Below are 25557 nucleotides of genomic sequence, written 5' to 3' on the forward strand. Positions count from 1 at the left end.
GGGGATTGGTGTCGTTTGGGCAGGTGTCATCGCGAGCAGGCTCGCTCCCACAGTGGATGGGTGGTGATATTCAGAATGTGTCACACGTTGTCAGTCGGCGGGCGGGTGAGTAAGCTGCCGACATGAATCAGTCCTCAGTTTCCCCATCCTTCCCCGGCCCGCGTGGTCCCGTTGATCACGACATTCGTGATCAGATTGTCGCGGCGGCCAACGAGCATTTCAGCCAGTACGGCTACGCCAAGACCACGGTGTCCGATCTGGCCAAGGCCATCGGTTTCTCCAAGGCGTACATCTACAAATTCTTTGATTCCAAGCAGGCGATTGGCGAAGCCATCTGCGCTAACTGTCTGGGGCAAATCGTTGCGGCGGTCGAGCAGGCGATCAACGAGGAAGACCTGACGCCTACCGAGCGTTTCCGCCGTTTGGTGAAAACCGTGATCGCCACGGGCGTGAACCTGTTTTTCAACGACCGCAAGCTCTACGACATTGCTGCGTTTGCAGCGGGTGAGAACTGGCCAAGTGCGCAGCGTTACGATGCGCAGATCAAGCGCTTTATCACCGACATTGTCCGTGAAGGGCGCGAGGCCGGTGAGTTCGAGCGCAGGACGCCGCTGGACGAGACGGTCGAATCGATCCACCTGGCGTTGCGACCCTTCGTCAATCCACTGATGCTGCAACACAACCTCGACTTTATCGAAGTGGCGCCGACGCTGACTTCGAACCTCATCCTGCGCAGCTTGATGCCTTGACCCTCTGCTGATCCGAATACTCGGATCAGTCGCCGCCTGATCTCGCCTCGCCTGTACAGGGCGGACGATGAATAATTGCCCAAAGCGTGACTGTTGACTGATATGGTCACTCGGATAACATGGCCGCCGCAGTTCATCCAATTCCGAGTCACCCATAGAGTCCACACAATGAAAAAAACAATGCTCAAGCGCCCGGTGGGGCTGGCTGTCGTTCTTGCCTCGTCGAATGTTCTTGCGGGTGGTTTTGCGCTCAATGAGCAAAGCGTCAGCGGCATGGGATCGGGCTTTGCCGGTCGCTCTTCCTCGGCGGAAGACGCCAGCACCGTTTTTGGCAACCCGGCGGGCATGGCGCGGCTCAAGCGCGAGCAGGCGAGCGTGGGGCAGGCGACGCTGTTTGCGAAGTCTGATATCAGCCAGACCCGCAGCACGTTCGGCGGCAAGGAAGACGGCGACATGGTGCCGACCACCACGGTACCGATGGGTTATTACGTCAAACCGATCGACGAGCATTGGGCGTTCGGCGTGGGGTTCTACGTGCCGTTTGGCCTGATCACCGACTACGGCACTGGTTTCGCTGGCCGCTATTACGCCAACAAAAGCGAAGTCACCACGCTGACGTTCCAGCCGACCATCAGTTATGCCTTCAATGACAAGGTGTCGATCGGCTTCGGCCCGACCATCAACCGCATCAGCGGCGAGCTGTCGGGGATGGTCGCCAATCCGCTGAGCCCCGGGCGCAATGACGGCAAAGTCAAAAGCACGGGCGACGATACCGCGCTGGGCTTCAACGTCGGGGTCATGGTGCAGGCGACCGAGCAGACCCGCCTGGGCCTGACCTATCACTCAAAAGTCAGTTACCACCTCGACGCGAAAAGCAAACTCAGCGATGGCATCTTCAACGTGCTCGGCGTCAGCGGCCGCAGCTTTGACGCGTCGCTGGACGTCGACACCCCGGAATCGGTGGACTTCTCGGTCACCCATCAACTGAACAACGACTGGACGCTGTATGCCGGCAGCACCTGGACGCGCTGGAGCCGTTTTAAAGCGCTGACCATCGAAAACAGCGGATTGCCGCCACTGCTCGCCGGTCAGTTGGGCACGATCAGCGAAGAACAGAACTGGCATGACACCTGGGCTCACGCCATCGGCGCGGCGTACCGGTTGAACAACCAATGGGTGCTGCGCACCGGGTTCTCGGTTGATCAATCGCCGGCGAACAACACCAATCGTGGACCGCGTATTCCAACGGGCGATCGCAAGGTGTTCAGCGTCGGCGCCGGTTGGACGCCTGCGGAAAATGTCACCATCGACGTCGCCTATTCCTATCTCTGGGAAGAGAGCGTGGAGATCAACGACACCTCGGCTGGCAAGGGTTCGTACAGCGCGAAATACAAGAACAGCGCCAGCGGGCTCGGTACTTCTGTCAGCTATCGCTTCTGATTCAGCGCTGAACATCGGGCCGGCGACTCTGTGACTGTTGACGATATTGGTCACAAGACTGAGAATATGATGATCATCCTATTTTCAGTGAAGGAATTCCATGCGCCGGCTCCGACCTTTCCCCCTCGCGGTATGTTTGTTGCCCTTGGCCCTGACGGCGTGCGGGGATTCCTCCAGCGCAAAAGATCCACGTACCTTGGCGCCGATTGTCAGATCGGCGGCGGTGCAACCGGCAGAAAATGGATCTCGATCATTCACCGGCGTCGTCGCCGCGCGCACCCAGGGCGATCTGGGCTTTCGCGTTTCGGGCAAGGTGCTCGAGCGTCTGGTCGATACCGGGCAGACGGTCAAGCGCGGCCAGCCACTGATGCGCCTCGACCCGATCGACCTCGGCCTGCAGGCGCGAGCCCAGCAAGAAGCGGTGAGCGCCGCTCGCGCCCGAGCCATACAGACTGCCGGTGACGAAACACGCAATCGCAAACTCGTCGCCGCCGGCGCTATTTCGGCATCGGCCTACGATCAGTTCAAAGCCGCAGCCGACACCGCCAGGGCGCAGCTCAATGCCGCTGTGGCGCAAGCGGACGTCGCGCGCAACGCCTCGGGCTACGCGGTTCTGGTGGCGGACGCTGATGGCGTGGTGGTGGAAACCCTCGCCGAGCCCGGGCAAGTCGTCAGCCCGGGACAACCGGTGGTGCGGCTGGCGCGGGCCGGTCAGCGGGAGGCCATCGTCCATCTGCCCGAGACCTTGCGCCCCGCGCCGGGCTCGACCGCTCAGGCAAAATTGTATGGCGATAAGTCGGCTACCGTGAGCGCAAAACTGCGTCTGCTTTCCGATTCGGCTGACAGCACAACTCGTACTTTTGAGGCGCGCTATGTGCTCGAAGGCAGTTTGGCCAATGCGCCAATCGGCTCGACGGTCACCGTCGAAATTGCCCAGAGTTCTTCGCCAGATCAAGCGCTGAAGGTGCCCGTCGCCGCGATCTACGACCCGGGCAAAGGCCCCGGCGTGTGGGTCATCGCCGGCACACCGGCGACAGTGAGCTGGCGCCCGGTGGAGGTCCTGGGCTTGAGCGATGACTCGGCCCGTGTCGCTGGCCAGCTCAACGTCGGTGAACCGATTGTCGCGCTGGGCGCGCATCTGCTGCGCGATGGCGAAGAAGTACGCTTGCTTGCCCGCGACGATGGCCAGATTGCCGGGAGTCGTCCATGAGCGAGGGCCGCTTCAACCTTTCCGCCATCGCCGTGCGCCAGCGTGCGATCACGGTGTTTCTTATTTTTCTCATCGCCGTTGCCGGCGTCCTGTCGTTCTTCAAATTGGGCCGGGCGGAAGACCCACCGTTCACGGTCAAGCAGCTAACGGTGATTACTGCGTGGCCGGGGGCGACCGCGCAGGAGATGCAGGATCAGGTTGCCGAACCCCTGGAGAAACGTTTGCAGGAACTGAAGTGGTACGACCGCTCGGAAACCTACACGCGTCCGGGACTGGCATTCACCATGGTTTCGTTGCTCGACAGCACACCGCCATCGCAGGTGCAGGAAGAGTTCTACCAGGCACGCAAGAAGCTCGACGATGAAGCGATCAGGCTGCCGGCGGGTGTCATCGGGCCGATGGTCAACGACGAGTTTTCCGACGTGACCTTCGCGCTGTTCGCCTTGAAAGCCAGGGGCGAGCCACAGCGCTTGCTGGTGCGTGATGCGGAGAGGTTACGCCAGCGGCTGTTGCATGTGCCTGGCGTGAAGAAGGTCAACATCATCGGCGAGCAGGCCGAGCGGATATTCGTCTCGTTTTCCCATGATCGGTTGGCGACGCTGGGCTTGGCGCCACAGGACATCTTCGCCGCGCTGAACAATCAGAACGTATTGACGCCCGCCGGATCGGTCGAAACCAAAGGGCCAGAGGTGTTTTTGCGCGTCGACGGCGCGTTCGACACGCTGCAGAAAATCCGTGACACGCCTGTGGTGGCGCAGGGACGAACACTCAAACTGTCTGACGTGGCCACGGTCGAACGCGGCTACGAAGACCCGGCGACCTTCCTCGTGCGCAACAACGGCGAAGAAGCCTTATTGCTCGGCGTGATCATGCGCGAGGGCTGGAACGGTCTCGATCTGGGCAAGGCGCTGGATGCCGAGACAGTCAGGATCAACGGGGAAATGCCGTTGGGCATGACGCTGTCGAAAGTCACCGATCAGGCGGTGAATATCGACTCGGCGGTGGGCGAGTTCATGGTCAAGTTCTTTGTCGCGCTGCTGGTGGTCATGCTGGTGTGTTTTCTCAGCATGGGCTGGCGTGTCGGCGTGGTCGTCGCAGCGGCGGTGCCGTTGACCCTGGCGATCGTGTTTGTGGTGATGGCGGCCACTGGCAAGAACTTTGACCGGATCACCTTGGGTTCGCTGATTCTTGCGCTCGGGCTGCTGGTCGATGACGCGATCATCGCCATTGAAATGATGGTGGTGAAGATGGAAGAGGGCTACGACCGCATCAAGGCCTCCGCTTATGCCTGGAGCCACACGGCAGCGCCAATGCTGGCCGGTACGCTGGTCACGGCGATTGGCTTTCTGCCCAACGGATTCGCGCAATCAACGGCGGGCGAATACACCAGCAACATGTTCTGGATTGTCGGCATCGCGCTCATTGCTTCGTGGGTCGTCGCCGTGGCTTTCACGCCGTACCTGGGCGTGAAGCTGTTGCCGGACATCAAGAAAGTCGAAGGCGGGCACGCGGCAATCTACGACACGCCGCGCTATAACCGTTTCCGGCGTGTTCTGGCGTGGGTGATCACGCGCAAATGGTTGGTGGCCGGTGCGGTGGTCGCGCTGTTTGCCGTTGCGATTCCGGGCATGGGGCTGGTGAAGAAGCAGTTCTTTCCGACCTCTGACCGTCCCGAAGTGATGATCGAAGTGCAGATGCCCTACGGCACGTCCATCGAGCAGACCAGCGCCGCGGCGGCCAAAGTCGAAGCCTGGCTGCACAAGCAGGATGAAGCCAAAATCGTCACCGCCTATATCGGTCAGGGTGCACCACGGTTTTTCCTGGCAATGGCGCCGGAGTTGCCGGATCCGTCGTTCGCCAAAATCGTCGTGCTGACCGACAACCAGGACGCTCGCGAAACCCTCAAGTTGCGTTTGCGCGAAGCGGTCGCCGCAGGGCTTGCTCCAGAGGCGCGCGTTCGGGCGACGCAGATCGTATTTGGCCCGTATTCGCCATTTCCGGTGGCCTACCGGGTAATGGGGCCTGATCCGGCGAAATTGCGCGACATCGCCGAGCAGGTCAGGGCGGTGATGCAGAACAGCCCGATGATGAGAACCGTCAACACTGACTGGGGGCCGCTGACGCCGACGTTGCATTTCAACCTGGATCAGGACCGCTTGCAGGCGGTGGGGCTGACGTCCAGCGCAGTCGCCCAGCAGTTGCAATTTCTGCTCAGCGGCGTGCCGATCACGGCGGTGCGCGAAGACATCCGTTCTGTGCAGGTCGTCGGTCGTGCGGCGGGCAATATCCGCCTGAACCCGGCGCAGATCGAAGGCTTCACCCTGGTCGGTGCGGCGGGGCAGCGCATCCCGTTGTCGCAGATCGGCGAGGTCGAAGTGCGCATGGAAGACCCGATCCTGCGGCGCCGCGATCGCACGCCGACCATTACCGTGCGTGGCGACATCGCCGAAGGCTTGCAGCCGCCGGACGTTTCCGGCGCGATCATCCAGCAGTTGCAGCCGATCCTCGAAAACCTGCCTTCCGGCTACCGGATTGAACAGGCGGGCGCCATCGAAGAGTCCGGCAAGGCGGGCAAGGCGATTCTGCCGTTGCTGCCAATCATGATCGCCATGACGCTGCTCATCATCATCGTCCAGGTACGCTCGATTTCGGCGATGATCATGGTCTTTCTCACCTCGCCATTAGGCTTGATCGGTGTGGTGCCGACGCTGCTGATCTTCAACCAGCCTTTCGGCATCAATGCGCTGGTCGGGCTGATTGCGCTGTCGGGGATTCTGATGCGCAACACGCTGATCCTGATAGGGCAAATTCATCACAACGAGCAAGAAGGGCTGGCGCCGTTCCATGCCGTGGTCGAAGCGACAGTGCAACGGGCGCGGCCGGTATTGTTGACCGCGCTGGCGGCAATTCTCGCATTCATTCCGCTGACCCACTCGGTGTTCTGGGGCACGCTGGCGTACACGCTCATCGGCGGCACGTTTGTTGGCACCATCATCACGCTGGTGTTTCTGCCGGCGATGTATGCGATCTGGTTCAGGATTCGGCCTGAGCGCTGACATCGAGCACGATTTTTCCCCGGGTGTGTCCGGCCCAGCTTTGTTTAACCGCGTCGACAACTTCTGTCAGCGGTACCACTTGAGCCTCAAGGCTGAGCTTGCCGGATGTGAACAGCGCGGCAATCTCGGCCAATTGGCTGCCATCGGAGCGGGTGGCGAAATTTTTGCCACTCACACCGTGCTCGCTTGCCTTCTGTGCAGAGGGTGCGCTTACGGGGGAAACCAGAACGCCCCCGCGCTTGATCACACTCCATGAACGGTTCTGAGTTTCGCCGCCGACCAGATCAATGACCGCATCGAGGTCAGCAACGCTGTCTTCGAATTTAGCCGTGGTGTAGTCAATCACCTCATCGGCGCCAAGTGAACGCAGATAGTCGTGGTTTTTCGCAGAGCTGGTCGCGATCACATAAGCACCGGCAAGGCGGGCGAGCTGGATTGCGAAGCTGCCCACGCCACCTGAGCCGCCGTGAATGAGGACTTTTTGACCTGCCTGAATTCCGGCGTGTTCATGCAGAGCTTGCCAAGCGGTCAGCGCTGCCGCCGGCACGCCGCCGGCTTCTTGCAACGATAGTGTTGTCGGCGTGTGGGCCAGACGATCTGGCGTTGAGAGGGCCTGGGTCGCATATCCGCCGGTAATCCCGATAAACCCGAACACCTTGTCGCCAACGACAAAGTCTCTGACATTCCTGCCCACCGCGGCGACTGTGCCTGAGACTTCCACGCCAGGCGTGTAGGGCAGTGGCAGAGGAATGAATTGCTGCATGGCACCGGAGAGGATTTTCCAATCGATTGGATTGATCCCACTACCGGCAACATTGATTAACACCTGATCGTCATTGGGTTTCAGATCCGCAAGTTCTTTGAGCTCCAGCGCTTCTGCCTGGCCGTACTGCGCGACTTGGATCGCTTTCATGATTCTCTCCGTTGTGATGGTCAAGGCTCGTCGGAAGGAATGGACGTGCCGGCGATTCGATTAGTGGCGACGTGCGTCGAGGCTGAAACGCCCTGCGCCGAAAGAAACGATCTGCAAGAGCCCACCGGCCATGGCGATATTCTTGAAGAAGTGAATGAACTGATTCTGGTCCGCCAGGGCGTTATGGAAAATCAGTGCGGTCAGTACGCTGAAAATCGCCAACAGCGCTGCGGTGGTACGTGTGCGATAACCGGCGATCAACGCTACGCCGCCGAGAACCTCGACAGCAATCGCCACGCCCAACGCCAGTTCGGGAAAAGGCAACCCGACAGAGCCGATGTAGCCAATCATCATGGCCGGTGCCGCGATTTTCGACAGGCCCGAAAGAATGAAGATCGCGCTCAGAAGAATCCGCCCGATCAAGGAAACGGTGCTGTTGAGGTTGGAAGACGTTGAAGCAGTGACGCTGGAAATTGTGGCTGCGTGGGACATGACGTGGATTCCGCTGATTTCAGCGCTTCACCATGAAGCGCCGTTGTGGAGCAGATGATGTCATCGCGAGGCTTTGCGCAATAGCCGACAAGTTTCGATGATCAGGTTCGAAAAACTAGAAATGCAGCAGAAATCGAAGTGGACCTTCCACTGTGGTCAGCGACGTGTGTTGGGGAGCAGGATCAGGCAAATGTCGCGGATTAATCGGATAACAGTGGCGGGGCGGATTCGGTACGTTGGTCTCGAACGCGGTTCAGCCGAATCCTGAACCGCCGCTATCTAGAGGAGTACTGCAATGAACGAGACTAAGGTTTGGTTGGTTACAGGCTGTTCCACCGGGTTCGGTCGCCACATCGCCACGGCGCTGCTGAATGAGGGTGAGCGTGTGGTGGTCACGGCGCGCAACACACAGCAGATCGAGGATCTGGCCGCCCTCGGCGACGCTTTGATTCTGCCTCTGGACGTGACCGATCCGGCGCAGGCGATGCAGGTCGTACAGGCGGCCGAGCATCGCTTCGGGCGAGTGGACGTGCTGATCAATAACGCCGGCGTCGGCTATTTCTCATCGATAGAAGACAGCGACGATGGGGCTGTTCGGCGGATGTTCGAGGTCAACTACTTCGGCACGGCCCATATGATTCGCGCGGTACTGCCTGGCATGCGCAAGCGGCGCACCGGCATGATCGTCAACCTCACATCGGTAGGCGGTCTGGTCGGGTTCGAAGCGGTCGGCCACTACTGCGCGACGAAGTTCGCCGTTGAGGGCCTGTCGGAAAGTCTGCGCGCCGAAGTTGCGCCACTGGGTATCGGCGTGATGACCGTTCAGCCCAGCGCCTTCAGAACCCAATGGGCGGGGTCTTCGGGCGCTGCGCAAACGGTGGCCGAGGATTATCAGGCAACCGCCGGCGCTGCGATGCGCGCGTACCAGCAATCTGTTGGCAATCAAGCTGGCGACCCAGACAGGGCGGCAGCGGCGATCTACGCCGCGGTTACCTGCGCAGCGCCGCCGGCGCGCCTGCTGTTGGGCAATGAAGCCTATGAGGCAGCGCAGGCGAAGCTTGCCGCCATGGGCCGCGAGTTCAGCGCATGGGAGTCTACCGCCCGTGGCGCGGACTTCCCGACGGCCTGACAGGCGAAGCCCGCACTGATGGCATGGACGCTACAGAATCAGGCAAACACCTGAGAGGAGTGAGTTAACGGGGACGACGCGGTGCGGGAAAAACTGGGCGAGTGAGTTGACTCGCCCAATTTTGAACGGCATTTACCGAGGAGTATTTGTATGAATTCGTCGTCCCCGTCCCGACCTTTCATGTGGCTCTGCGCATTCGCAGCGGGGGCCATGATCGCTAATCTCTATTATCTGCAGCCGATCCTGTCGTTGGTAACGGGGGCATTTGGTATTCCGCTTGCCACGTCCGGCCTGCTGGTGAGTTGCGCTCAACTTGGCTACACGCTGGGCATTGTGCTGGTCGTCCCGCTCGGTGACGTCCTCGAAAGAAGAGCGCTTCTGAGCCGGATGTTTACCATCAACGCATTAGCGCTGCTTGTGGCTGCGGCCAGCCCGAATTTCTTGCTGTTCTGCGCCGCAGTGTTGATCAGTGGAGTCACGGCATCCGCTGCCATGTTGATTGTGCCGTATGTAGCGTCCATCGCAGCCGAGCATCGGCGCGGTCAAGTGATCGGCGTGGTGATGACCGGGGCCTTGCTCGCGATACCGCTGTCGTGGCTGGTCTCCGGCGGTATCGGCAACGCGGCAGGTTGGCGCTTGGTGTACGCCAGCGCCGGGTGCGCGGCGCTGATCCTGCTCATGCTGCTTAGAATCACCTTGCCAACCGAGCCCGAGCGCCGAGGCCAGCCCGTGCGTTATGAGCAGTTGATGCGCTCGTTGTGGCAACTCATCCTCGAGTACCCAGCGCTTGCTCGCCGGGCGCTTTACGGTGCGCTGGGAATGGCCAGCTTCAGCATGTTGTGGACTGGATTACCAATACTGTTGTCGCAACCGCCGTTCAATTTTTCGACTTCGAGCATCGGACTGATCGGGCTCACGGGAGTGACTGGCGCGTTGATTCCCGGTGTGGTTGGCCGGCTCTGTGATCATGGCTACCGGCACGCGCTGGCATTCGGGTTGGCCTCGTTGATGATACTGGCCTGGGCAGTGCTGAGCTTTGCGGCGACAGGGCTCTGGATAATTATCGCTGCCGCAATGGCCTTGAACGTTGGCGTAATGGGCTTGCAGATCACCCATCAATCGGTCATCTACAAACTGGCCCCCGCAGCCAACTCACGGATTACCGCGGTGTTTATCAGTATCAACTTTGTTGGCGGCGCTATTGGCTCCGCAGTTGCAAGTTTCGGTATTCGGTATGTCGGCTGGGAAGGGCTGTGCCTACTGGGCGCTGCTTTGCCCGCGGCTCTTGTGCTGGCCTATGCATTGAAGGAACGGCCCTTTGCCCGCGTTGCGGTTCAATGAACATGCAAATGGGCGGCGAGGAAATCCATCAGGGCTCTTACGCGTGCGGGCAGATGTCCGCCTTGGCCGACGTAAATCGCATGAATCTCCGTGACGCTTGCAGGCACGAATGGTTGCAGGACGCAAACCAACCTTCCGGCAGCCAGGTCATCTGCAACCTGGCAGAACCCCAGCCTGGCTAGCCCTGCGCCCAGCACCGTCAATTCACGCAAGGCGTCGCCATCGCTGACGCGCAGATTGCCTTTTACCGGGTACATACGTTGCTCGCCGCTCTCGTCGAGCAAGGCCCACTCCATGGCGGGAGGCGAAAAGGTGAAACCCAGACAGTTGTGATCGGCAAGGTCTTGAGGCACCAGCGGAGTGCCCTTGGCCGCCAGGTAGTCAGGAGATCCTACGATCAGCCCTCTGGATTGCCCGAGTCGTTTCGCCACAAGGTTGGAGTTCTTGAGCGCTCCGGTGCGTATGGCGATATCCGCACGTGCTTCGATGAGATCGACCACCTCATCGGTGAGGAAAAGTTCGACGCTGACCCCAGGATGTTGATTCATGAACAAGTTGATGATGGGAAGAAAAAGCTGGCGGCCGATACCCACATTAGAGCTGATTCTGACCACTCCCTGCGGTGCAGAACTGGCAGATGCTTCGCGTTCCGCTTCGTCAAGATCGGCCAGTATGGCAACGCTGCGTTCGTAAAAAGCCATTCCTTCTGGCGTCAGCAGTTGCTTGCGCGTGGACCTGTTCAGCAAACGTGCGCCAAGACGGCTTTCCAGGCGCGTCATGAGCTTGCTCACGGCAGAGGGGGTTATCGCGCAAGCTCTTGCGGCCGCTGAATAACCTCCGCGTTCCACCACTTTAACGAACACGCTCATCTCGGCGAAGCAATTGATATCCAGTCGTCGCATGTGAACTCACGTCATAAATCGTGTGCCTGGGCACGGGCTGTTTATCTACCATTTCGCGCGCCTAATATTTTGCCAACGCGATATGGAACGGTTGCCGACTTTGCAAGCAAAGAAGTGGCCACTTCCAACCATCGCGCTCTTGCTGTCACGTTGTTTTCTCTAACCGTAGAACATTGCCAAGTTGATAGCTGCTCGGAGGCTGAAATGACTCACACACTGCAATTAGCACTGATCCATAACAGCAACCAGTCCAACGGCGTAGACACGGCGTTGGTGCAATGGATTACCGCCGTGGTGCAAGACCGCAGCGAATTTGCGTTGAGCGTGGTAGAGCCGTTTGACCTGAGATTTATAGACGATTTTTCGGAACAACCCGGTCGTCGAGTGTGCTTGAGAGCGCTAGCGGCAGCAGATGCCTATATCGTCTTGGTGCCCGCACGTCACCTTGGTTACCAGCATGGATTGAAAGTCTTGATGGCGCGCTGGCCTGAACACCTCCAGGGACGACCTTGTTCATTTGTTGGTTATGGCACCACGACCGGCGGGGAGGATGAGGTCGACGAGCTTGGATGCGAGTTGTTGAAGCTGCAGGCCATGCCTGTTGGTGGCTATGTGAAGTTCGCTGAGATTGCCGAGCGTCTCGAACAAGGCCTCGGACTGGAGCACTTTGCGCAAGCACGGGTTTCGATGGCGCAGTTGTTGATCCAGCTGGCCTGGTGGGCACGGGCGCTGAAAGATGCGCGGGCCTTCTCTCCTTTGCAGAAGTTCGCGTAGTCCTTCGCTTAGACGTTCTGCGAGCGCCTGGAGCATTGGGCAAAACCTGCGCAGGAATTACATAACGGCACCGCGCCGCGACTTTTTACTCTTGCTTCAAATCCTGCTGAACGGCAGGAAACTATGATCTGAAAACAGGAGTTCTAAAATGTCCGATGTCGAAATTCGCGTAACCCCTGATGCGCAAGAAAACGCCACGGCAAATCCAGCCGGCGATCAGGGCAAGTACGTTGGCATGTGGGTGACAGCCGACGGTCATATTCGCCATGAGTTGCTGCCAGGAGGGCGATATGACGAGGCTCGCGGTCGGCAAAAAAGCGCTTATCAAGGGCGCTACTGGCTGGAAGGCGACCACATCGAGTATGTGGACGATACTGGCTTTACCGCAGACGGAGAGTTTCGAGATAACGTGCTGTACCACGCGGGCATGGTGTTATATCCCGAGCGCTGACGCATAAGCCGGAATGAACATTCCGGCTTTTTTATTAGTGTCGTATTACAGATTCTGTGGGCGGAATTGATCGCGCAAATCCAGGGTTTCGCCCGCCACCATAAATTTCCCCTGCCCGCGGTAATGCAGGGTTTTGGGGTTTTTCACCGACGTAGCCACATGCGCCTTGACCACTTCCCACACGAACAGACCGTACTCGCCGATAAGATTGGAGTCGAACAGCTTGCACTCGAAATTGGCGTAGCACTCTTTGATCAACGGGGCCTTTACCCGTTCTGCGGGGGCGGCTGTGAGGTCAAATTGGGCAAACTTGTCGATGGCGCCACCGCTGCTGTTGCCGACGGCAACAACCTGGTCCACCAATTCGACGGTGGGCACGTTGATGACGCACTGCTGGCTGTTGTGGATCAGCTCGTAGCTGTGGTTTGCACTCCAGATGTAGCAGCCAAACAGGGCGGGGGAGAACTGCATCATCATGTGCCAACCCATGGTCATTATGTTGGTTTCACCTTGCCAGGCGGAGGTCACCAGGACGATGGGTCCGGTTTCCAGATGCTGGCGAACCTCGCTCAAAGGGAAGTCGGATTTTCGAAATGCGGTCATGGCGCCTCCGTGGATCAAAAGAGGATAAACAGTTGTTGTCAGTCGCTTTCGACAATTCAACTTTCCTGCTTTTTGACATGCATCTCTCCGGCAGCCTTGCTCAGGCTGTCGGATTTTTGCTCTTTTCCCTGAATTGCTTACGTCGGCAAGAGCTGTTCGCCGAACCGCTTGATCAGCCACTGCCCAGCCGGACCGGGCGGCGAGTCGGTTCGATAAATCGCATCGAAGGCATAGGTGCCGCCTTTACAGTCGGGCATATCAAGCTCGACCAGGCGTCCTTCGTCCAGGTCAGACTGAACCATGGGCACCGGCATATTCCCCCATCCGATGCCCTCTTTGAGAAGCATGTGTTTGGCGCCCAGATCCGCCAGTCGCCAAGTGCGAGTGCTCACGACGGCAAAGTCCTTGTCACCCGTAAGCGTTGAACGATCCGATAGCACCAATTGAACAAACTCTCTGGCAGCGCCAGGGGATTTGGAACACTCGGTTGCAAGCGGGTGTGCAGGCGCGGCGACCGGTATCAATTGAACACTGCCCACGCCGATGCGCTCGATGCCGTCCAGGCCAATGTCCAGCGGACCGCTGATGCCGACTCCAGCTTTCTTCTCCATCACCAGTTGAGTCACTGCCCCCAAGGCTTCCATGTGCAAGTGCAGAGTGACGGTAGGAAATTCTTCCCTGAAGGTCCTTAACGCATCGACTACTCGCTCGGCAGGGAGCATTACATCGAGCGCGAGGTGAACTTCTGCTTCAAGCCCATGCAGCAAACCGGAGACTTTTGCGCGCAGCCCATTTACGCCGTTGGTAATAGTGCGTGCTTCAGCCAGGACGGTTCGACCTGCCTCCGTCAGTTGCGGTTTGCGCGTGGTTTTGCGGTCAAACAGTGAAACCCCGAGCTGCATCTCCAGATTGGAAATGGAGTAACTCACCACCGATGTCGCGCGATGCAGTTTTCTGGCCGCAGCGGCAAAACTGCCCACTTCTACAACCGTCAGAAATACTTTCAGTTGATCAAGCGTTGGTGTTCCTGGATCGGAGATCATTTCTACTGTCTCGAACGTTTGGGGAGTACTTGTCCTGATTTTGCAGACAGCAGCATATACGCAAGATTGAGCACTTGATCGGCTCTAACAATCAATTGACCGGTTTGTTTCTTCGGCAAGCCATTCGCTGCGCGTGATCTCCCACACCTCCACAGGCATCGGCCCCGACACAAACTGGCCGTCCCGTCTGTCAACCATCCGCATGCCTTCATCTTCGGAAATCTTGCGCGAAGCGTGGTTGGCGGCGGCCTTGGGCACCTGCATCAATGGGCGCATCAAGGTGTCGAACCAGAAGGCATTGATCACCTTGCAGGCCTCGCGCATGTAGCCGTTGCCCTGAAACTGAGGGGCGAGCCAGAAGCCTCGATGGTTACCCGGTTGATCAAACAGGCTGATACTGCCGATGCAGCTCTCGGGCTGAACGCGGGTGCGGATCATCCAGTGCCATTCCTTTGCGGCAGCCATCGCGGGGAGCGCGACATCGCGGACGTAAACAAGCGCGCCGTCGTCCGGATACGGCCACGGAACGCGGCTGTCGAGATAGCGCACGACCTCCCATTGCGGAAACAATTGTTGCACCGCCGCTGCATCGCTCAGTTGCAGCGGCGTGAGGATCAAGCGGCGGGTGTAAAGCGTGGGGATGCAATCCATGGCAATCAATCCTTGCGAGCAGTGGCGGGCAGGACCGGTACTCTCTCAAACGAGCAGTTCAAGTGTCGAGCGACCTGTGCGCGGTCTCACTCAAGCAGTTCGATCAACTCCCCACCGTCCTCTTTCAATCGCTGCAAAAACACCTGTGCCTCCAGCAACTGATACGGAAAATACAGCCCCGGCCTGACCGGCACTTGCCCATCCAGCCCAACCAGTCGCTCCAGCAACATGGCCACACTGAGCCCGGTCAACGCTGCTGCGCCTGATCGGTGAACCACGGCGTGGCGGGTGCGCAATGGCTGGCCATCGTGATCCGTGCCTTCAAGTTCGATGTGTATTTCCGTCGACATCGGCTGGCCCTGACGCCGGGTCGAGCTGACGCCGCTGGCGAGGTTGAACTCGACGTTCGGGGCGTCGGTGGCGGCGGCCAGGCCGGTGACGTCGATGGAGGAAAAACCGGCGCCCTGCATGATTGTGCCGTCGACGGCGCGGAAGCTGACCTTGGCGCCGTCGCCTTCGCGCCAGATGAATTTGCCGTCGCGGCGGGTCAGCGCGGCGGGCAGCATTTTGTTCAGGTGCTCGAAATCGACGGCTACCGTCGGGCCGCCGCCGTCCTGTTCGTCGACCAGCGCATGGATCCGGATGTCGTGCACGCGGGCGAATGCCTTGGCGATGTGCAGCGTTGCCACGGTGGTGGCGCCGACCATCCATTCGTAGCCGAGGACAATGGGAGACGCGTCGGGCGAGTGGATGAAACTGGCGATCTGCGGGGCGATTTCGAACACGCCGGAAGAGATGCTCAAGTGCGGCACCTTGCGCTTTTGCGCAAAGCGCAGCCCGGCGAGGGCGTGGTCCATGTAGAACAGGGCGATGGCGCTGACCGGGCGATCACCCAGCCCCAGATCATCTGCGCGAGCATCGATGACCACACCCTGGGCATTGCCGATTTGCTCGGCGGTTTGCTCAGCCTTGGCGAGGTCGCGTCCGCCGATCAGCAAGGGGACGTCGGGATGCGCCGCGCGCAATGCGCGGGCCGTCTGATGGCCGATGGCGCCGGAGCCGCCCATGAACAGAATGGGATGAAGTGGCATGAATCCTCCTCATTTTTCCTGGATTGAAACGTGCTTGGGCTAGACACCCTAGCACGCACTTTCCAGTTCGCCGGTGCGCTTGGTCTGCGCACCGACGAACGACCACTTGAGGAATCAGCCCAGATGATGGCGCTCTGCAAGGCGATAAACATCGGTGTCGAGGCCTTCGAAACGGGCTTTCAACTGCAACGCCAGATACAGTGAATAGTGCCGTGACTGATGCAGGTTGCCGCCGTGGAACCAGAGGTTTTGCTGCTGGGTCGGCTTCCACATGTTGCGCAGTTCACCTTCATACGGGCCGGGGTCGTTGGTGGTGCCGGAACCCAGGCCCCAGCAGCGCCCCACCTTGTCGGCGACTTGCTGGGAAATCAGCTTCGCGGCCCAGCCGTTCATCGAGCCATAACCTGTCGCATAAACGATGAGATCGGCCGGCAAGCGGCTGCCATCGGTGAGCACCACCGCATCCGCTTCGATGCGTTCGACACCGAGGCCCGGCGCGCTCTTGAGCTTGATCGTGCCGTTGGCGATCAGTTCCGAGGCGCCGACGTCGATGTAGTAACCCGAGCCACGGCGTACGTATTTCATGAACAAACCCGATTCGTCATCGCCGAAATCGAGCATGAAACCCGCCCGGCTCAGGCGTTCATAGAAGTCCTTGTCGCGCTCCTTGATCGCGTCGAAGATCGGCCGATGAAACTGTGGCATGACCTTGTACGGAATCGAGGCGAACAGCAGGTCGGCCTTGTCCGTGGTCAGCCCCGACTCGAGCGCCTCTTCGGAATAAAGCCCGCCGAAAACCAGTTCCATCAGGCTGTCCGAACGCACGATGTGCGTGCTCGAACGTTGCACCATGGTCACCTCGGTGCCGTTTTCCACCAGATCGGCGCAGATGTCGTGGGCTGAATTGTTCGCGCCGATGACCACTGCGCGCTTGCCTTTCCACGCATCGCCGCCGGGGTGACGGCTGGAGTGATGTTGCTGGCCCTGGAAGTTTTCGGCGCCTGGATACACCGGCACATTCGGTACGCCAGACATGCCGGTGGCGAGGATCAGTTGCGTCGGTTGCAGGGTGACGGGCTCGCCGTTGCGCAGGACCTCCACGGTCCAGCGGCCAGTCTCTTCGTCAAACGTAGCCCCGAGGCACTCAGTGCGGGGCCAGTAGTTGAGTTCCATGACCTTGGTGTACATCTCCAGCCAGTCGCCGATCTGGTCTTTCGGGGTGAACACCGGCCAGTGGTCGGGGAAGGGCAGGTAGGGCATGTGGTCGTACCAGACCGGGTCGTGCAGGCACAGCGACTTGTAGCGGCCGCGCCATTGATCGCCGGGGCGTTCGGCTTTGTCGATGATCAGCGTCGGTACGCCCATGCGTTTGAGCCTTGCGCCGAGGCCGAGCCCGCCCTGACCGCCGCCGACGATCAGGCAGTACGGTTGCGTGGTGATGCCCAGCGCCGCTTCTTCATCGCGGCGGCGCTCCAGCCAGTTGCGCTTGTCAGCGTGGGCATGGCCGTGGCTCGCGCCCATCGGCCGGCGGCGGCCGCTGGGTTCTTCGAAGCCTTTGAGTTCGCGCATGGTGGTCAGCAGCGTCCAGCACAAACCTTCTTTCAGGCGCACATAGCCTTTGCCGCGCGCCGAGTCGGTTTCCAGGCTCATCCAGCCTTCAAGCACGCCATCGCTAAGCGTGGCTTCACCTTCGAGTTGCCAGCGTTCGGGCCGGGTCTGCTCAAGGCGTGTTTCGAGCATGTCGCGAATCGCCGGTTTGCCTTCCAGGGTGACGAGGTTCCAACTGAACAGCAGCAAGTCACGCCAGTGGCATTCTTCGGCAAACAGCTCCAGCGTGCCGTCCACATCTCGTTGCGCCAGACGTCCGCCGAGGCGTTCGACCCAAGCGGCGAGTTGCGCTGTTGGCGATTGCAAAGGGGTTTCAATAGCGATGTTCATGGGGCCACTCCCGATCTTGTTGTTTTGGTAAGCCATGGCATCAGAGCAAGGCTTGGGCCATCTCTTTGAAAGGCGCGGGCCAGAGCGTTTGATGCAAAGGCCGACAAGGCTTGGCACAGGCGACATGTCACAAATTCGAGAATCGCGGATGACACTGTGTCACTCGGCGCGAAATTCCCCCGCAACGAGCTTTTCATCTAAGCTGCGGACACACCCGTGTCTTCACCGAAGCGGAGAACAACAACAATGAAACCGGCCTCGATCAACGCCCACGCGCGCCAGGTACTGCAAGCCGTGCAGGGCTCTGTTGCCAGCCACAGCGCGGCGGCAGACCTGGCGATCACCCGTTCGTGGCGGCGTTGCCTGGATCAATACCAGCTCGATCCGGCCAGCCGCCGCGCGCCGGATGTGCTCGAACAGGCGCGTTTGCGCGAACACCGTGCGCCGCTGGAACACATCATTTCCGTTGCGCACTGGCAGATGAACAGCCTGCACCAGCAACTGGGACGTGACGGCCATGTCGTGCTGCTCACCGATGCGCGCGGCGTGGCGATCGACAGCGTGTTCAACGAAGCCGAACGCGGCGAGTTCCAGCGCTCCGGGCTGTGGCTCGGCTCGGTCTGGAGCGAGGAGCACGAGGGCACCAACGGCGTCGGCACCTGCCTGGTCGAGCGCCAGCACGTGACCATTCGCCGCGACGAGCATTTCCGTGGCCAGCACGTCGGCCTGACCTGTTCGGCCAGCCCGATATTCGACGCCAGCGGTGAGTTGCTCGCGGTGCTCAACCTGTCCTCCGTGCGCGAGGAAAGCAGCCTTGAGCAACGCTTCAAGGCCATGGCCCTGACCAATCTGTCGGCCAGGTTGATCGAGAGCTGTTTTTTCCTTGGCCACGATCCGCAGCGCTATTTGCTGCGGTTTCATCCCGACGCCGGGTTTGTCGGGCTGCTGGGTGAAGGCCTGCTCAGCTTCGATGAGAGTGCGCGGATCTGTTCGGTGAATGCGGCGGCGCTCGATCTGTTGGGCCTGAGCCGCGAGCAGATGGTCGGGCAGTCGTTGACGATGCTGCTGGAAACGCCGATGGAGCAGTTGCTCGAGCAGGCCAGTGCTCAGGCGCACGTCTGCTGGCCGATGCGCCTGGCCGACGGGCGCTTGTTCTACGGCCAGTTGCGCGAACCGATCCGCTCCGCGCCGTTGACCCTTGCGCCTGTCCCGCCAATCAAGGATGAGCGCGTGTGCCTGGAAGACCCGCGCCTGCAACGCGGATTCGCTCGCGCGTTGCGTGTACTGGAGCGTGACGTGCCGGTGTTTCTGCAGGGTGAAACCGGCACCGGCAAGGAGGCCTTTGCGGCAGCGCTGCATCGCGCCAGCTCGCGCGCCGGCCAGCCGTTTGTTGCGATCAACTGCGCGGCGATCCCCGAGACGCTGATTGAAAGCGAGCTGTTCGGCTATCGCGGCGGCAGCTTCACCGGCGCGCGCAAGGACGGCATGGTCGGCAAGCTTGAGCAGGCCCATGGCGGCATTCTGTTTCTCGACGAAATCGGCGACATGCCCCTCGCGCTACAGACCCGTCTGCTGCGCGTGCTCGAAGAGCGCCAGGTTGTGCCGCTGGGCAGCGCAACGCCGCGACCGCTTGATGTACGCCTGATCAGCGCCAGTCACCAGAATCTGCCAGCCTGCGTGGCCGACGGACGCCTGCGCGAGGACCTGTTCTATCGCATTGGCGGTTTCGCCGTGGAACTGCCGCCGCTGCGCGAGCGTTCCGACAAGGGCCGTCTGCTCGACCTCCTGCTGCGCGAAGAAGCGGCGGGCGCCACTGTGCGGCTGCAATCGGGAGTTCGAGAGCGCTTGCTGGCGCAGCCCTGGCCGGGCAACGTCCGGCAACTGCGCACCTGTTTGCGTACGTTGGTGGCGTTGGCAGTGGAAGGCCGGGTCACGCTGGAGGACGTGCATGAGTTACTGCCCGCAAGTGACGACCAACCTGTTGACGATCCACTGGGCGTATCCGAACGGCAAACTCTGCTGAGCTTGATTGAAGCTGAACACTGGCATATCGCGCGAGTTGCCCGTCGTCTGGGGATTAGCCGCAATACCCTGTACCGCAAGCTTCGTCAGCATGGGATCACTCGACCTGGTTGAAGACAATCGCGATCATTTGCGTTCATTCGCTGTTGATTGCGTGCATTGCCGGGAAATTGCTTGGATCCAATCATTAACTCACTATATCGCACGCCGACAAGCGGTAGGCTGAGCCTATTGCTAAAAGTGATGGCGCAATGACATATTGCAGCACCTTTCCTCACCTCAAGATGTACCGAAAATGCGCCCCCTCAAGTCACTTGTTGCAGCGTCGTTGCTGCTCAGCGGGTGCAATGGAATGCCAGTCGCTTTTGTTCAGGATCCTGTTTTAGACCAAGCCTTTGTCGTCCACTCCGGCGCGCCTTTGCCTTACCTGCTGATGGGTTCGGCTGTGCAATGGAACGAAGACTTCGCCGTGACGGTGAAGCACATTCCTTACTTGTCGGGCACGGTTTTCCAAGGGCAGGCAGACGTGCAGTTCTTCCGCCACAAGGCCAATAGCGTGCCGGCGTGGCGCGGCTACAAGCCGGGCGAGGAGCTGACTTCGGTGGGGTTCAATTCGCTGTACATGTCGGTCAAGGGCACCGGCCAGGCGCTGCCGGCCATGGTTCGCCTCGACGTCAAAGAGGGCAACGTGCTCTACGGCACCCATAATGGCGCGCTGGCCAAAGGCATGTCCGGAGGGCCGGTGTTTTCCGCCGATGGCAAAGTGGTTGGCATCAACGTGGCGTTTCTCACCCGCGATGATGTCAGCCGCCTCAAGCGCAAGGACTTGCTCGATCAACCGCGCGTAAGCATCTTTTTGCCGTACGCGGAGATCAATCGCGAGTGGTCGCGCTATCAGGCCAGCATCACCCCCATAGCGCCACCAGCGACCAAACTGGCCAGCCGCTGATCAGCGTTCGCGCAACGCTTCGCGGGCGCGGTTGAGTGGTTTGATCAGGTAGTCGAGCACGGTTTTTTCGCCGGTACGAATGTCCACCGTGGCGATCATCCCGGGAACGATGGCGAAGCGTTTGCCGGCCTTGTTGCGCAGTTCATCCGACGCAGTGCGGATGAACACGCGATAGTAGAAGATTTCCGGCTTGGCTTCGTCCTGGATGGTGTCCGGCGAGATCGTCACCACTTCGCCGTCGAGGCTGCCGTAGATCGAATAGTCATAGGCGGTGATTTTCACTTTCGCCGCCTGGCCCGGGTGAATGAAGGCGATGTCGCGCGGCGAGATGCGCGTCTCGATCAGCAGTTGTTCATCGAGCGGTACGATCTGCATGACCTGGCCGTTGGGCGCAATGACGCCGCCAATCGTGCTGACCTCGATGTCCTTGACGATGCCGCGCACCGGCGAGCGCAGGGTCAGGCGCGACAGTGAGTCGGTGCGCCCACGGATCACCGCTTCGAGCATCTGCGCCTCGGCGTTGGCTTTGGCCAGGTCTTCGCGGGCGCGGACCATGTAATCGGAGCGGGCTTCGGTGGCTTTCAATTCCAGCTCCGAACGCTGACGGGTCAGGCGCAGCACTTCAACTCGGCTCGAGGCACCGATTTTCGCCAGATTCTCGGTGATCGCCAGTTCGCTACGTACCAGTTTCAGCGAGCTCTGAATGCCGTCGAGGGTTTCCGCCAGACCTTTGCGCCGGGTCTGGTAGAGCTCGGTTTCGGCGCGGATCAGATCAGGAAACTCTTGCAGCGATGCGTCGAAGGTCAGGGGCTTTTCGCTGACTTCGGCCTGCAAGCGGTTGACGCTGGCCAGCGCCGCGCGGTACTTGGCCGCGCTTTCGCCGACGTTGGACTGGTTCTTCACCGGGTCCAGTTGCGCGAGGATCTGCCCGCGCTCGACCAAAGCACCTTCGCTGACATTGAGCTGCTCGAGAATGCCGCCCTCCATCGACTGAATCACCTGCTCGCGCGAGCTCGGCACGACTTTGCCGGTACCGGTCGAAACCTCGACGATCTCGAACCACGCCGCCCAGGCAATGAAGCAGGCGAGCATCAGCGCGCAACCCCAGATCACCTTTGCGCCACCGGCAAGAGCGCGCTCATCGCGGCCATCGAGGTAGGACGTCGGATCCGGCACGTCGGTCATCATCGGCTTCATACCGCCACTCCTTTGCCCGGTGCGCGCAGCCGCGCGAGTGCCGCGTCGCGATGGTCGTCAATGACGATGCGGCCGTTGTCGAGGACGATGATCCGCTCGACCAGTTGCAACACACTGACCCGATGCGTGGCAACCACCAGCGTTCGGCCCTGGGTCCAGGTCGCGAGTTTTTCCAGCAGCAGCCGCTCGGTGACGTCATCCAGCGCGGCCGTCGGTTCGTCGAGCAGCAGCACTTGTGGCTGGCGGATCAACAAGCGCGACAGCAACAGGCTTTGACGCTGACCTCCAGACAAACCCAACCCGCCCTCGAGTACCAGATGATCCATGCCTTTGGGCAACTGCCGAACGAAGTCCAGCGCACCGGTGACAGTCAGCGCGGCGATGATTTCCTGATCGCTGGCCTGACCGGCGCCGAGGGTGATGTTGTCGCGCAAGGTGCCGTGAAACAGTCGCGCCTGTTGCGAGAGCAGGCCGACGTCGCGGCGCAGGTCGGCCGGATCCAGATGTGCCAGGGCGATGCCGTCCAGAGTGGTTTCACCGCTGCTCAGATCCATCGCGCCGCCCAGTGCTTGCAGCAACGTCGACTTGCCAGCACCGTTGCGGCCGAGCAGGGCGATGCGCTCGCCGGGGCGAATGCTCAGGTCGATGTTGTTGAGCGCCGGGGACGATTCTTCGCTGTAGCGAAAACTGGCCTGACGCAGGCGGTAGTCGCCGCGAATCGCCGGCAGGTGCACGCGCTGACTGCCTTCGGGATGATCCACCGGCATCTGCATGATCCGGTTCAAGCCTTCGAGCGCGACCTTGGCCTGCTGCCATCGGGTGAGCACGTGGGTCAGTTGCGCCATCGGCCCCATCATCCGCGACGACAGAATCGACGCCGCGACCAGACTGCCGGTGGTCAGGTCGCCGGCAATCACCATTGGCGCGCCGAACACGATCACCACCGCGAACACTCCGCCTTGTACGTTCTGCGTCCACGCCACCAGGCTGTTGGTCAAGGTGCGCAGGCGCAGGCTGCTGTCCGCTGAGGCGGCGTTGTACTGATTCCACTGTTGCTGGAAACGCTGCTCGGCCTGCAGCGCCTTGATGTCGTCGAGGCCCTGAATACTTTCCACCAGCATGGCGTTGCGCAGCGCCGCTTCACGCATCGACGCATTGGCGAGTCGCGCCAGACGCGGTTGCGCGATGATCCCGGGCAGCAACATGAACACCAACGCCACCAGTGGAATCAACACCAGCGGCCCACCGATCAAATAGAACACCAGCAGGAACAGCAGAAAAAACGGCATGTCCGCCAGTGCCGTGGCAGTGCTGGAGGTGATCAGGTCGCGGATCTGCTCCAGCTCGCGCAACTGCGAAATGAACGAGCCGGTGGATTTCGGCCGCGCGGAATTGCGCAGGCGCAGGGCATGGCCAAAGACCAGATCGGAGACGCGCAAGTCGGCGCGTTTGCCCAGCACATCGGTGATGCGCAGACGCAGAATGCGCATGACGAAATCGAACAGCAGCGCCAGCATCACCCCACCGAACAACACGTACAGGGTCGGCAGCGACTCGGCCGGAATCACCCGGTCGTACACCTGCATGGAAAACAGCACCCCGGCCATGCCCAGCAGGTTGGCGACCAGTGAGGCGATCATCACTTGGCTGTAGGGCCGCAGATCGGTGAGGACGATGCGCCGGAACCAGTGCTCGTCGTAGGGCTTGATGTAATCGTTGGTGCGCACGTCCGCCACCGGTTGCGTCGGACGCAGAATCACCGTGCGCAGGGCTTGCTCGGCGAGCGCGGTGGCGTCCATGCGACTCTGCAAACCCTGGTCGCCACTGAAGCAGATGCCCAGCTCGCCGGTCTCGCCGATGCTTTCGAGCACGCCGACCTGACCGTCACGCAGTTGCACCACCAGCGGCGTGCGCCAGCGACTCAGGCTCTTGTTGTCGAATGCCGCGAATTTCACGCTTAAACCGGCCTGCCGCGCCATGTGCCGAACCACTTCTTCGACGCGGCCTTCGCTGTGCACCGAAGCCAGGCGCACGCTTTCCGGCGAGACGTCGAGGCGATAGTGGCGGGCGACCTTGAGCACCGCTTCCAGCCATGGCGAATAATCTTCGCGAGCTTCGGCAGCAGCGGGTTCGGGAACAGTGATGCTGGCATCGGTCATGGCAGGATCTCGACATTCTGGATGGCGCTGTGGTCGATGCCGAAGACCCGGCGAATCGCACCGCTGTTGTAGAAGCAGTCGATCTGCAGACGTTGCAGATCAGCCTGGGTGTTGACCAGATCGAAGCGCGACTGATGGATTTCCTGCTCGGCGTTGAGCAGGTCGAGCAGCGGTCGCGTGCCCAGTTCCAGGTACTGGCGGCCATACAACATGCGTGCCTCGGTGATGCTGGTCTGGCGAAATTCCAGCGAGCGCAGCCGCCGGTTCAGGCCCGAGGTTTGCGCCTGGGCTTCGGCCAGACCCTGGCGCGCTTGCAGACGGGCGAAGTCTTCGGCCGAGTCCGCTGCGGTCAGCGCATGCCCGGCGGCGCGGCTGCGCGCACTGATCGCACCGCCCTGATAGATCGGCACTTCGAGATTGAGAAAGATCCCGACCTGAGTGCGATCGGCGCGCGAGTTCTGATCGTCGTAGTGGTCATCCAGATATTGGTTGACCGACGGTTGCAGCGACAGGGTCGGGTAGGCCTCGGCTTTGGCCTGGGCCAGCTCGGCCTGGGCCTGGGTGCGTTGCGCAGCCGCCTGGAGAACGGCGGGCAGGGTGTCGGAAATCTGCGACGCGTCACAGGCCTGAGTCAATGTCGGCGCGGCGGCGTCGCTGACTGCTGGCGGCGTGCGTCGTCCGAGCAGACTGGTCAGGGTCGCTTGCCAGCGTGCGTACTGCGCCTTGAATTCCTGCAACGTCGCCGTCGCGCCTTCTGCGCGGGATTGCGCCTGGACCATATCGGAGCGGGTGCTGGCGCCCATGTCGCTGCGCTGTTTGGCCAGGTCGACGATGCCGCCGATGCCCTGAATCTGTTCACGGGCAACCTCGAGCAGACGCTGATAACGCTGCACTTCGATGTAGGCCCTGGCGGTGTCGCGGGCGATGTCGTCGATCGCCAGCAGAATCCCGGCCTGACTGCGCGCCACCCGGGCGCGGGCGGCGTCGACCGAACTGGAAACCTTGCCGAAGTCATACAGCATCTGCTTGAGGGAAATGTTCACCGACTGGCTGCCGGCATCGCTGCCGTAACCGCTGGTGTAACCACCCTTGATGCCGCCGGTGACCTGCGGGTAATAACCGGACTCGGCGACGTTGACCCCTTCGCCTTGCTGGAACAGGGTGCCGATGGCCTCGCCGATGCGTGGGTGCCAGTCCACGGCGAGCCTGACCGCTTGTTCCAGCCCCAAAGTATCCGCGTTGGCGGCCGTTTTTGAAGCAGGGGCAGGGCGCTGACGATTGTCATTGCCTGCCGGTTGTTGCAGTTGCGACGGGCTGATGCTGCGCAAGCTACTGTCGAGGTTGTCGTCGGCGCGAACGCCGACGGTGAAAGCGGGGTAGAGGCCGATGGTCAACAGGACCACCGGCCATTTCTGGCGAAAAACTGACTCCACAGACTTCCCTTACT

The 25557-nt window shown here is 60.6% G+C and carries 21 protein-coding genes; 10 read left to right on the forward strand and 11 right to left on the reverse strand.

Annotation, left to right across the window (positions count from 1 at the left end; translation table 11 throughout):
* The first annotated feature begins 122 nt into the window (after positions 1-122).
* The 4 genes from ASG55_RS07415 to ASG55_RS07430 all read left to right on the forward strand — a co-directional run bounded on the left by ASG55_RS07415 (position 123) and on the right by ASG55_RS07430 (position 6455).
* Positions 123-749 (forward strand): TetR/AcrR family transcriptional regulator, encoded by a 627-nt coding sequence (locus tag ASG55_RS07415; RefSeq protein WP_016774383.1) that lies wholly within the window; start codon positions 123-125, stop codon positions 747-749.
* A 168-nt stretch (positions 750-917) separates the two neighbouring features.
* Positions 918-2189 (forward strand): OmpP1/FadL family transporter, encoded by a 1272-nt coding sequence (locus ASG55_RS07420; RefSeq protein ID WP_056785039.1) that lies wholly within the window; start codon positions 918-920, stop codon positions 2187-2189.
* Between the two features lie 100 nt (positions 2190-2289).
* Positions 2290-3399, forward strand: a complete 1110-nt coding sequence (locus ASG55_RS07425) for an efflux RND transporter periplasmic adaptor subunit (RefSeq protein ID WP_056785042.1) — start codon at positions 2290-2292, stop codon at positions 3397-3399.
* A complete protein-coding gene (locus ASG55_RS07430; protein ID WP_056785046.1) occupies positions 3396-6455 on the forward strand; it encodes an efflux RND transporter permease subunit in 3060 nt (1019 codons plus the stop codon). Before ASG55_RS07425 ends, ASG55_RS07430 begins: the two co-directional genes overlap by 4 nt.
* On the opposite strand, the gene ASG55_RS07435 is transcribed toward ASG55_RS07430, so the two are convergent.
* Together ASG55_RS07435 and ASG55_RS07440 are read right to left on the reverse strand one after the other, a co-directional pair.
* The gene (locus tag ASG55_RS07435; RefSeq protein ID WP_056785049.1) at positions 6433-7368 is read right to left on the reverse strand and encodes an NADP-dependent oxidoreductase; all 936 of its coding nucleotides are present in this window, start codon (positions 7366-7368) and stop codon (positions 6433-6435) included. The two genes, ASG55_RS07430 and ASG55_RS07435, sit on opposite strands and share 23 nt — an antisense overlap.
* A 60-nt stretch (positions 7369-7428) precedes the next feature.
* On the reverse strand, positions 7429-7860 hold the full coding sequence (locus tag ASG55_RS07440; RefSeq protein WP_082228565.1) for a DoxX family protein: 432 nt from the start codon (positions 7858-7860) through the stop codon (positions 7429-7431).
* 295 nt (positions 7861-8155) lie between these two features.
* Here ASG55_RS07440 and ASG55_RS07445 point away from each other — a divergent pair, with 295 nt between their 5' ends.
* Together ASG55_RS07445 and ASG55_RS07450 are read left to right on the forward strand one after the other, a co-directional pair.
* Positions 8156-8989, forward strand: coding sequence for an oxidoreductase (locus ASG55_RS07445; protein ID WP_056785051.1), 834 nt, complete (start codon positions 8156-8158; stop codon positions 8987-8989).
* Positions 8990-9139: 150 nt separating this feature from the next.
* Positions 9140-10330 (forward strand): MFS transporter, encoded by a 1191-nt coding sequence (locus tag ASG55_RS07450; protein ID WP_056785053.1) that lies wholly within the window; start codon positions 9140-9142, stop codon positions 10328-10330.
* On the opposite strand, the gene ASG55_RS07455 is transcribed toward ASG55_RS07450, so the two are convergent.
* On the reverse strand, positions 10324-11232 hold the full coding sequence (locus ASG55_RS07455; RefSeq protein WP_056785056.1) for a LysR family transcriptional regulator: 909 nt from the start codon (positions 11230-11232) through the stop codon (positions 10324-10326). The two genes, ASG55_RS07450 and ASG55_RS07455, sit on opposite strands and share 7 nt — an antisense overlap.
* Positions 11233-11436: 204 nt before the next feature.
* Here ASG55_RS07455 and ASG55_RS07460 point away from each other — a divergent pair, with 204 nt between their 5' ends.
* Both ASG55_RS07460 and ASG55_RS07465 read left to right on the forward strand, forming a co-directional pair.
* Positions 11437-12006 carry an NAD(P)H-dependent oxidoreductase gene (locus ASG55_RS07460; RefSeq protein WP_056785058.1) on the forward strand — a complete coding sequence of 190 codons (570 nt, stop codon included), beginning with the start codon at positions 11437-11439 and terminating at the stop codon, positions 12004-12006.
* A 235-nt stretch (positions 12007-12241) separates the two neighbouring features.
* A complete protein-coding gene (locus ASG55_RS07465; RefSeq protein WP_056786820.1) occupies positions 12242-12457 on the forward strand; it encodes an Atu4866 domain-containing protein in 216 nt (71 codons plus the stop codon).
* Between the two features lie 45 nt (positions 12458-12502).
* Here ASG55_RS07465 and ASG55_RS07470 read toward each other — a convergent pair whose 3' ends face one another.
* The 5 genes from ASG55_RS07470 to ASG55_RS07490 all read right to left on the reverse strand — a co-directional run bounded on the left by ASG55_RS07470 (position 12503) and on the right by ASG55_RS07490 (position 17783).
* Positions 12503-13060: a flavin reductase family protein gene (locus ASG55_RS07470; RefSeq protein WP_056785061.1), complete on the reverse strand. Its 558-nt coding sequence runs from the start codon at positions 13058-13060 to the stop codon at positions 12503-12505.
* A 137-nt stretch (positions 13061-13197) separates the two neighbouring features.
* Positions 13198-14103: a LysR family transcriptional regulator gene (locus ASG55_RS07475; protein WP_024012654.1), complete on the reverse strand. Its 906-nt coding sequence runs from the start codon at positions 14101-14103 to the stop codon at positions 13198-13200.
* Positions 14104-14187: 84 nt separating this feature from the next.
* Complete coding sequence (locus ASG55_RS07480; protein ID WP_056785063.1) at positions 14188-14754, reverse strand: GNAT family N-acetyltransferase; 567 nt, start codon at positions 14752-14754, stop codon at positions 14188-14190.
* An 86-nt stretch (positions 14755-14840) separates the two neighbouring features.
* Positions 14841-15845 (reverse strand): hypothetical protein, encoded by a 1005-nt coding sequence (locus ASG55_RS07485; RefSeq protein ID WP_056785065.1) that lies wholly within the window; start codon positions 15843-15845, stop codon positions 14841-14843.
* A gap of 114 nt (positions 15846-15959) precedes the next feature.
* Entirely contained in the window at positions 15960-17783 is a 1824-nt protein-coding gene (locus ASG55_RS07490) for an NAD(P)/FAD-dependent oxidoreductase (protein ID WP_056786821.1), read from the reverse strand.
* 246 nt (positions 17784-18029) lie between these two features.
* On the opposite strand from ASG55_RS07490, the gene ASG55_RS07495 reads away from it, so the two are divergent.
* Both ASG55_RS07495 and ASG55_RS07500 read left to right on the forward strand, forming a co-directional pair.
* On the forward strand, positions 18030-19919 hold the full coding sequence (locus ASG55_RS07495) for a sigma-54-dependent Fis family transcriptional regulator (RefSeq protein WP_056785066.1): 1890 nt from the start codon (positions 18030-18032) through the stop codon (positions 19917-19919).
* Positions 19920-20157: 238 nt separating this feature from the next.
* Positions 20158-20754 carry a trypsin-like peptidase domain-containing protein gene (locus ASG55_RS07500; RefSeq protein WP_156388168.1) on the forward strand — a complete coding sequence of 199 codons (597 nt, stop codon included), beginning with the start codon at positions 20158-20160 and terminating at the stop codon, positions 20752-20754.
* Here ASG55_RS07500 and ASG55_RS07505 read toward each other — a convergent pair whose 3' ends face one another.
* Genes ASG55_RS07505 through ASG55_RS07515 form a run of 3 tightly spaced genes read right to left on the reverse strand, consistent with a single transcriptional unit; the run spans position 20755 to position 25543 of the window.
* A complete protein-coding gene (locus ASG55_RS07505; protein ID WP_442101727.1) occupies positions 20755-21951 on the reverse strand; it encodes an HlyD family type I secretion periplasmic adaptor subunit in 1197 nt (398 codons plus the stop codon). It lies immediately after the preceding gene.
* Entirely contained in the window at positions 21948-24110 is a 2163-nt protein-coding gene (locus ASG55_RS07510; protein WP_056785069.1) for a type I secretion system permease/ATPase, read from the reverse strand. Before ASG55_RS07510 ends, ASG55_RS07505 begins: the two co-directional genes overlap by 4 nt.
* Positions 24107-25543 (reverse strand): TolC family outer membrane protein, encoded by a 1437-nt coding sequence (locus ASG55_RS07515; RefSeq protein ID WP_143978997.1) that lies wholly within the window; start codon positions 25541-25543, stop codon positions 24107-24109. The genes ASG55_RS07510 and ASG55_RS07515 overlap by 4 nt, the downstream gene beginning before the upstream one ends.
* Positions 25544-25557 lie beyond the last annotated feature (14 nt).

The sequence above is a fragment of the Pseudomonas sp. Leaf434 genome, from assembly GCF_001425545.1.
In the GTDB taxonomy this organism is placed as follows: domain Bacteria; phylum Pseudomonadota; class Gammaproteobacteria; order Pseudomonadales; family Pseudomonadaceae; genus Aquipseudomonas; species Aquipseudomonas siliginis.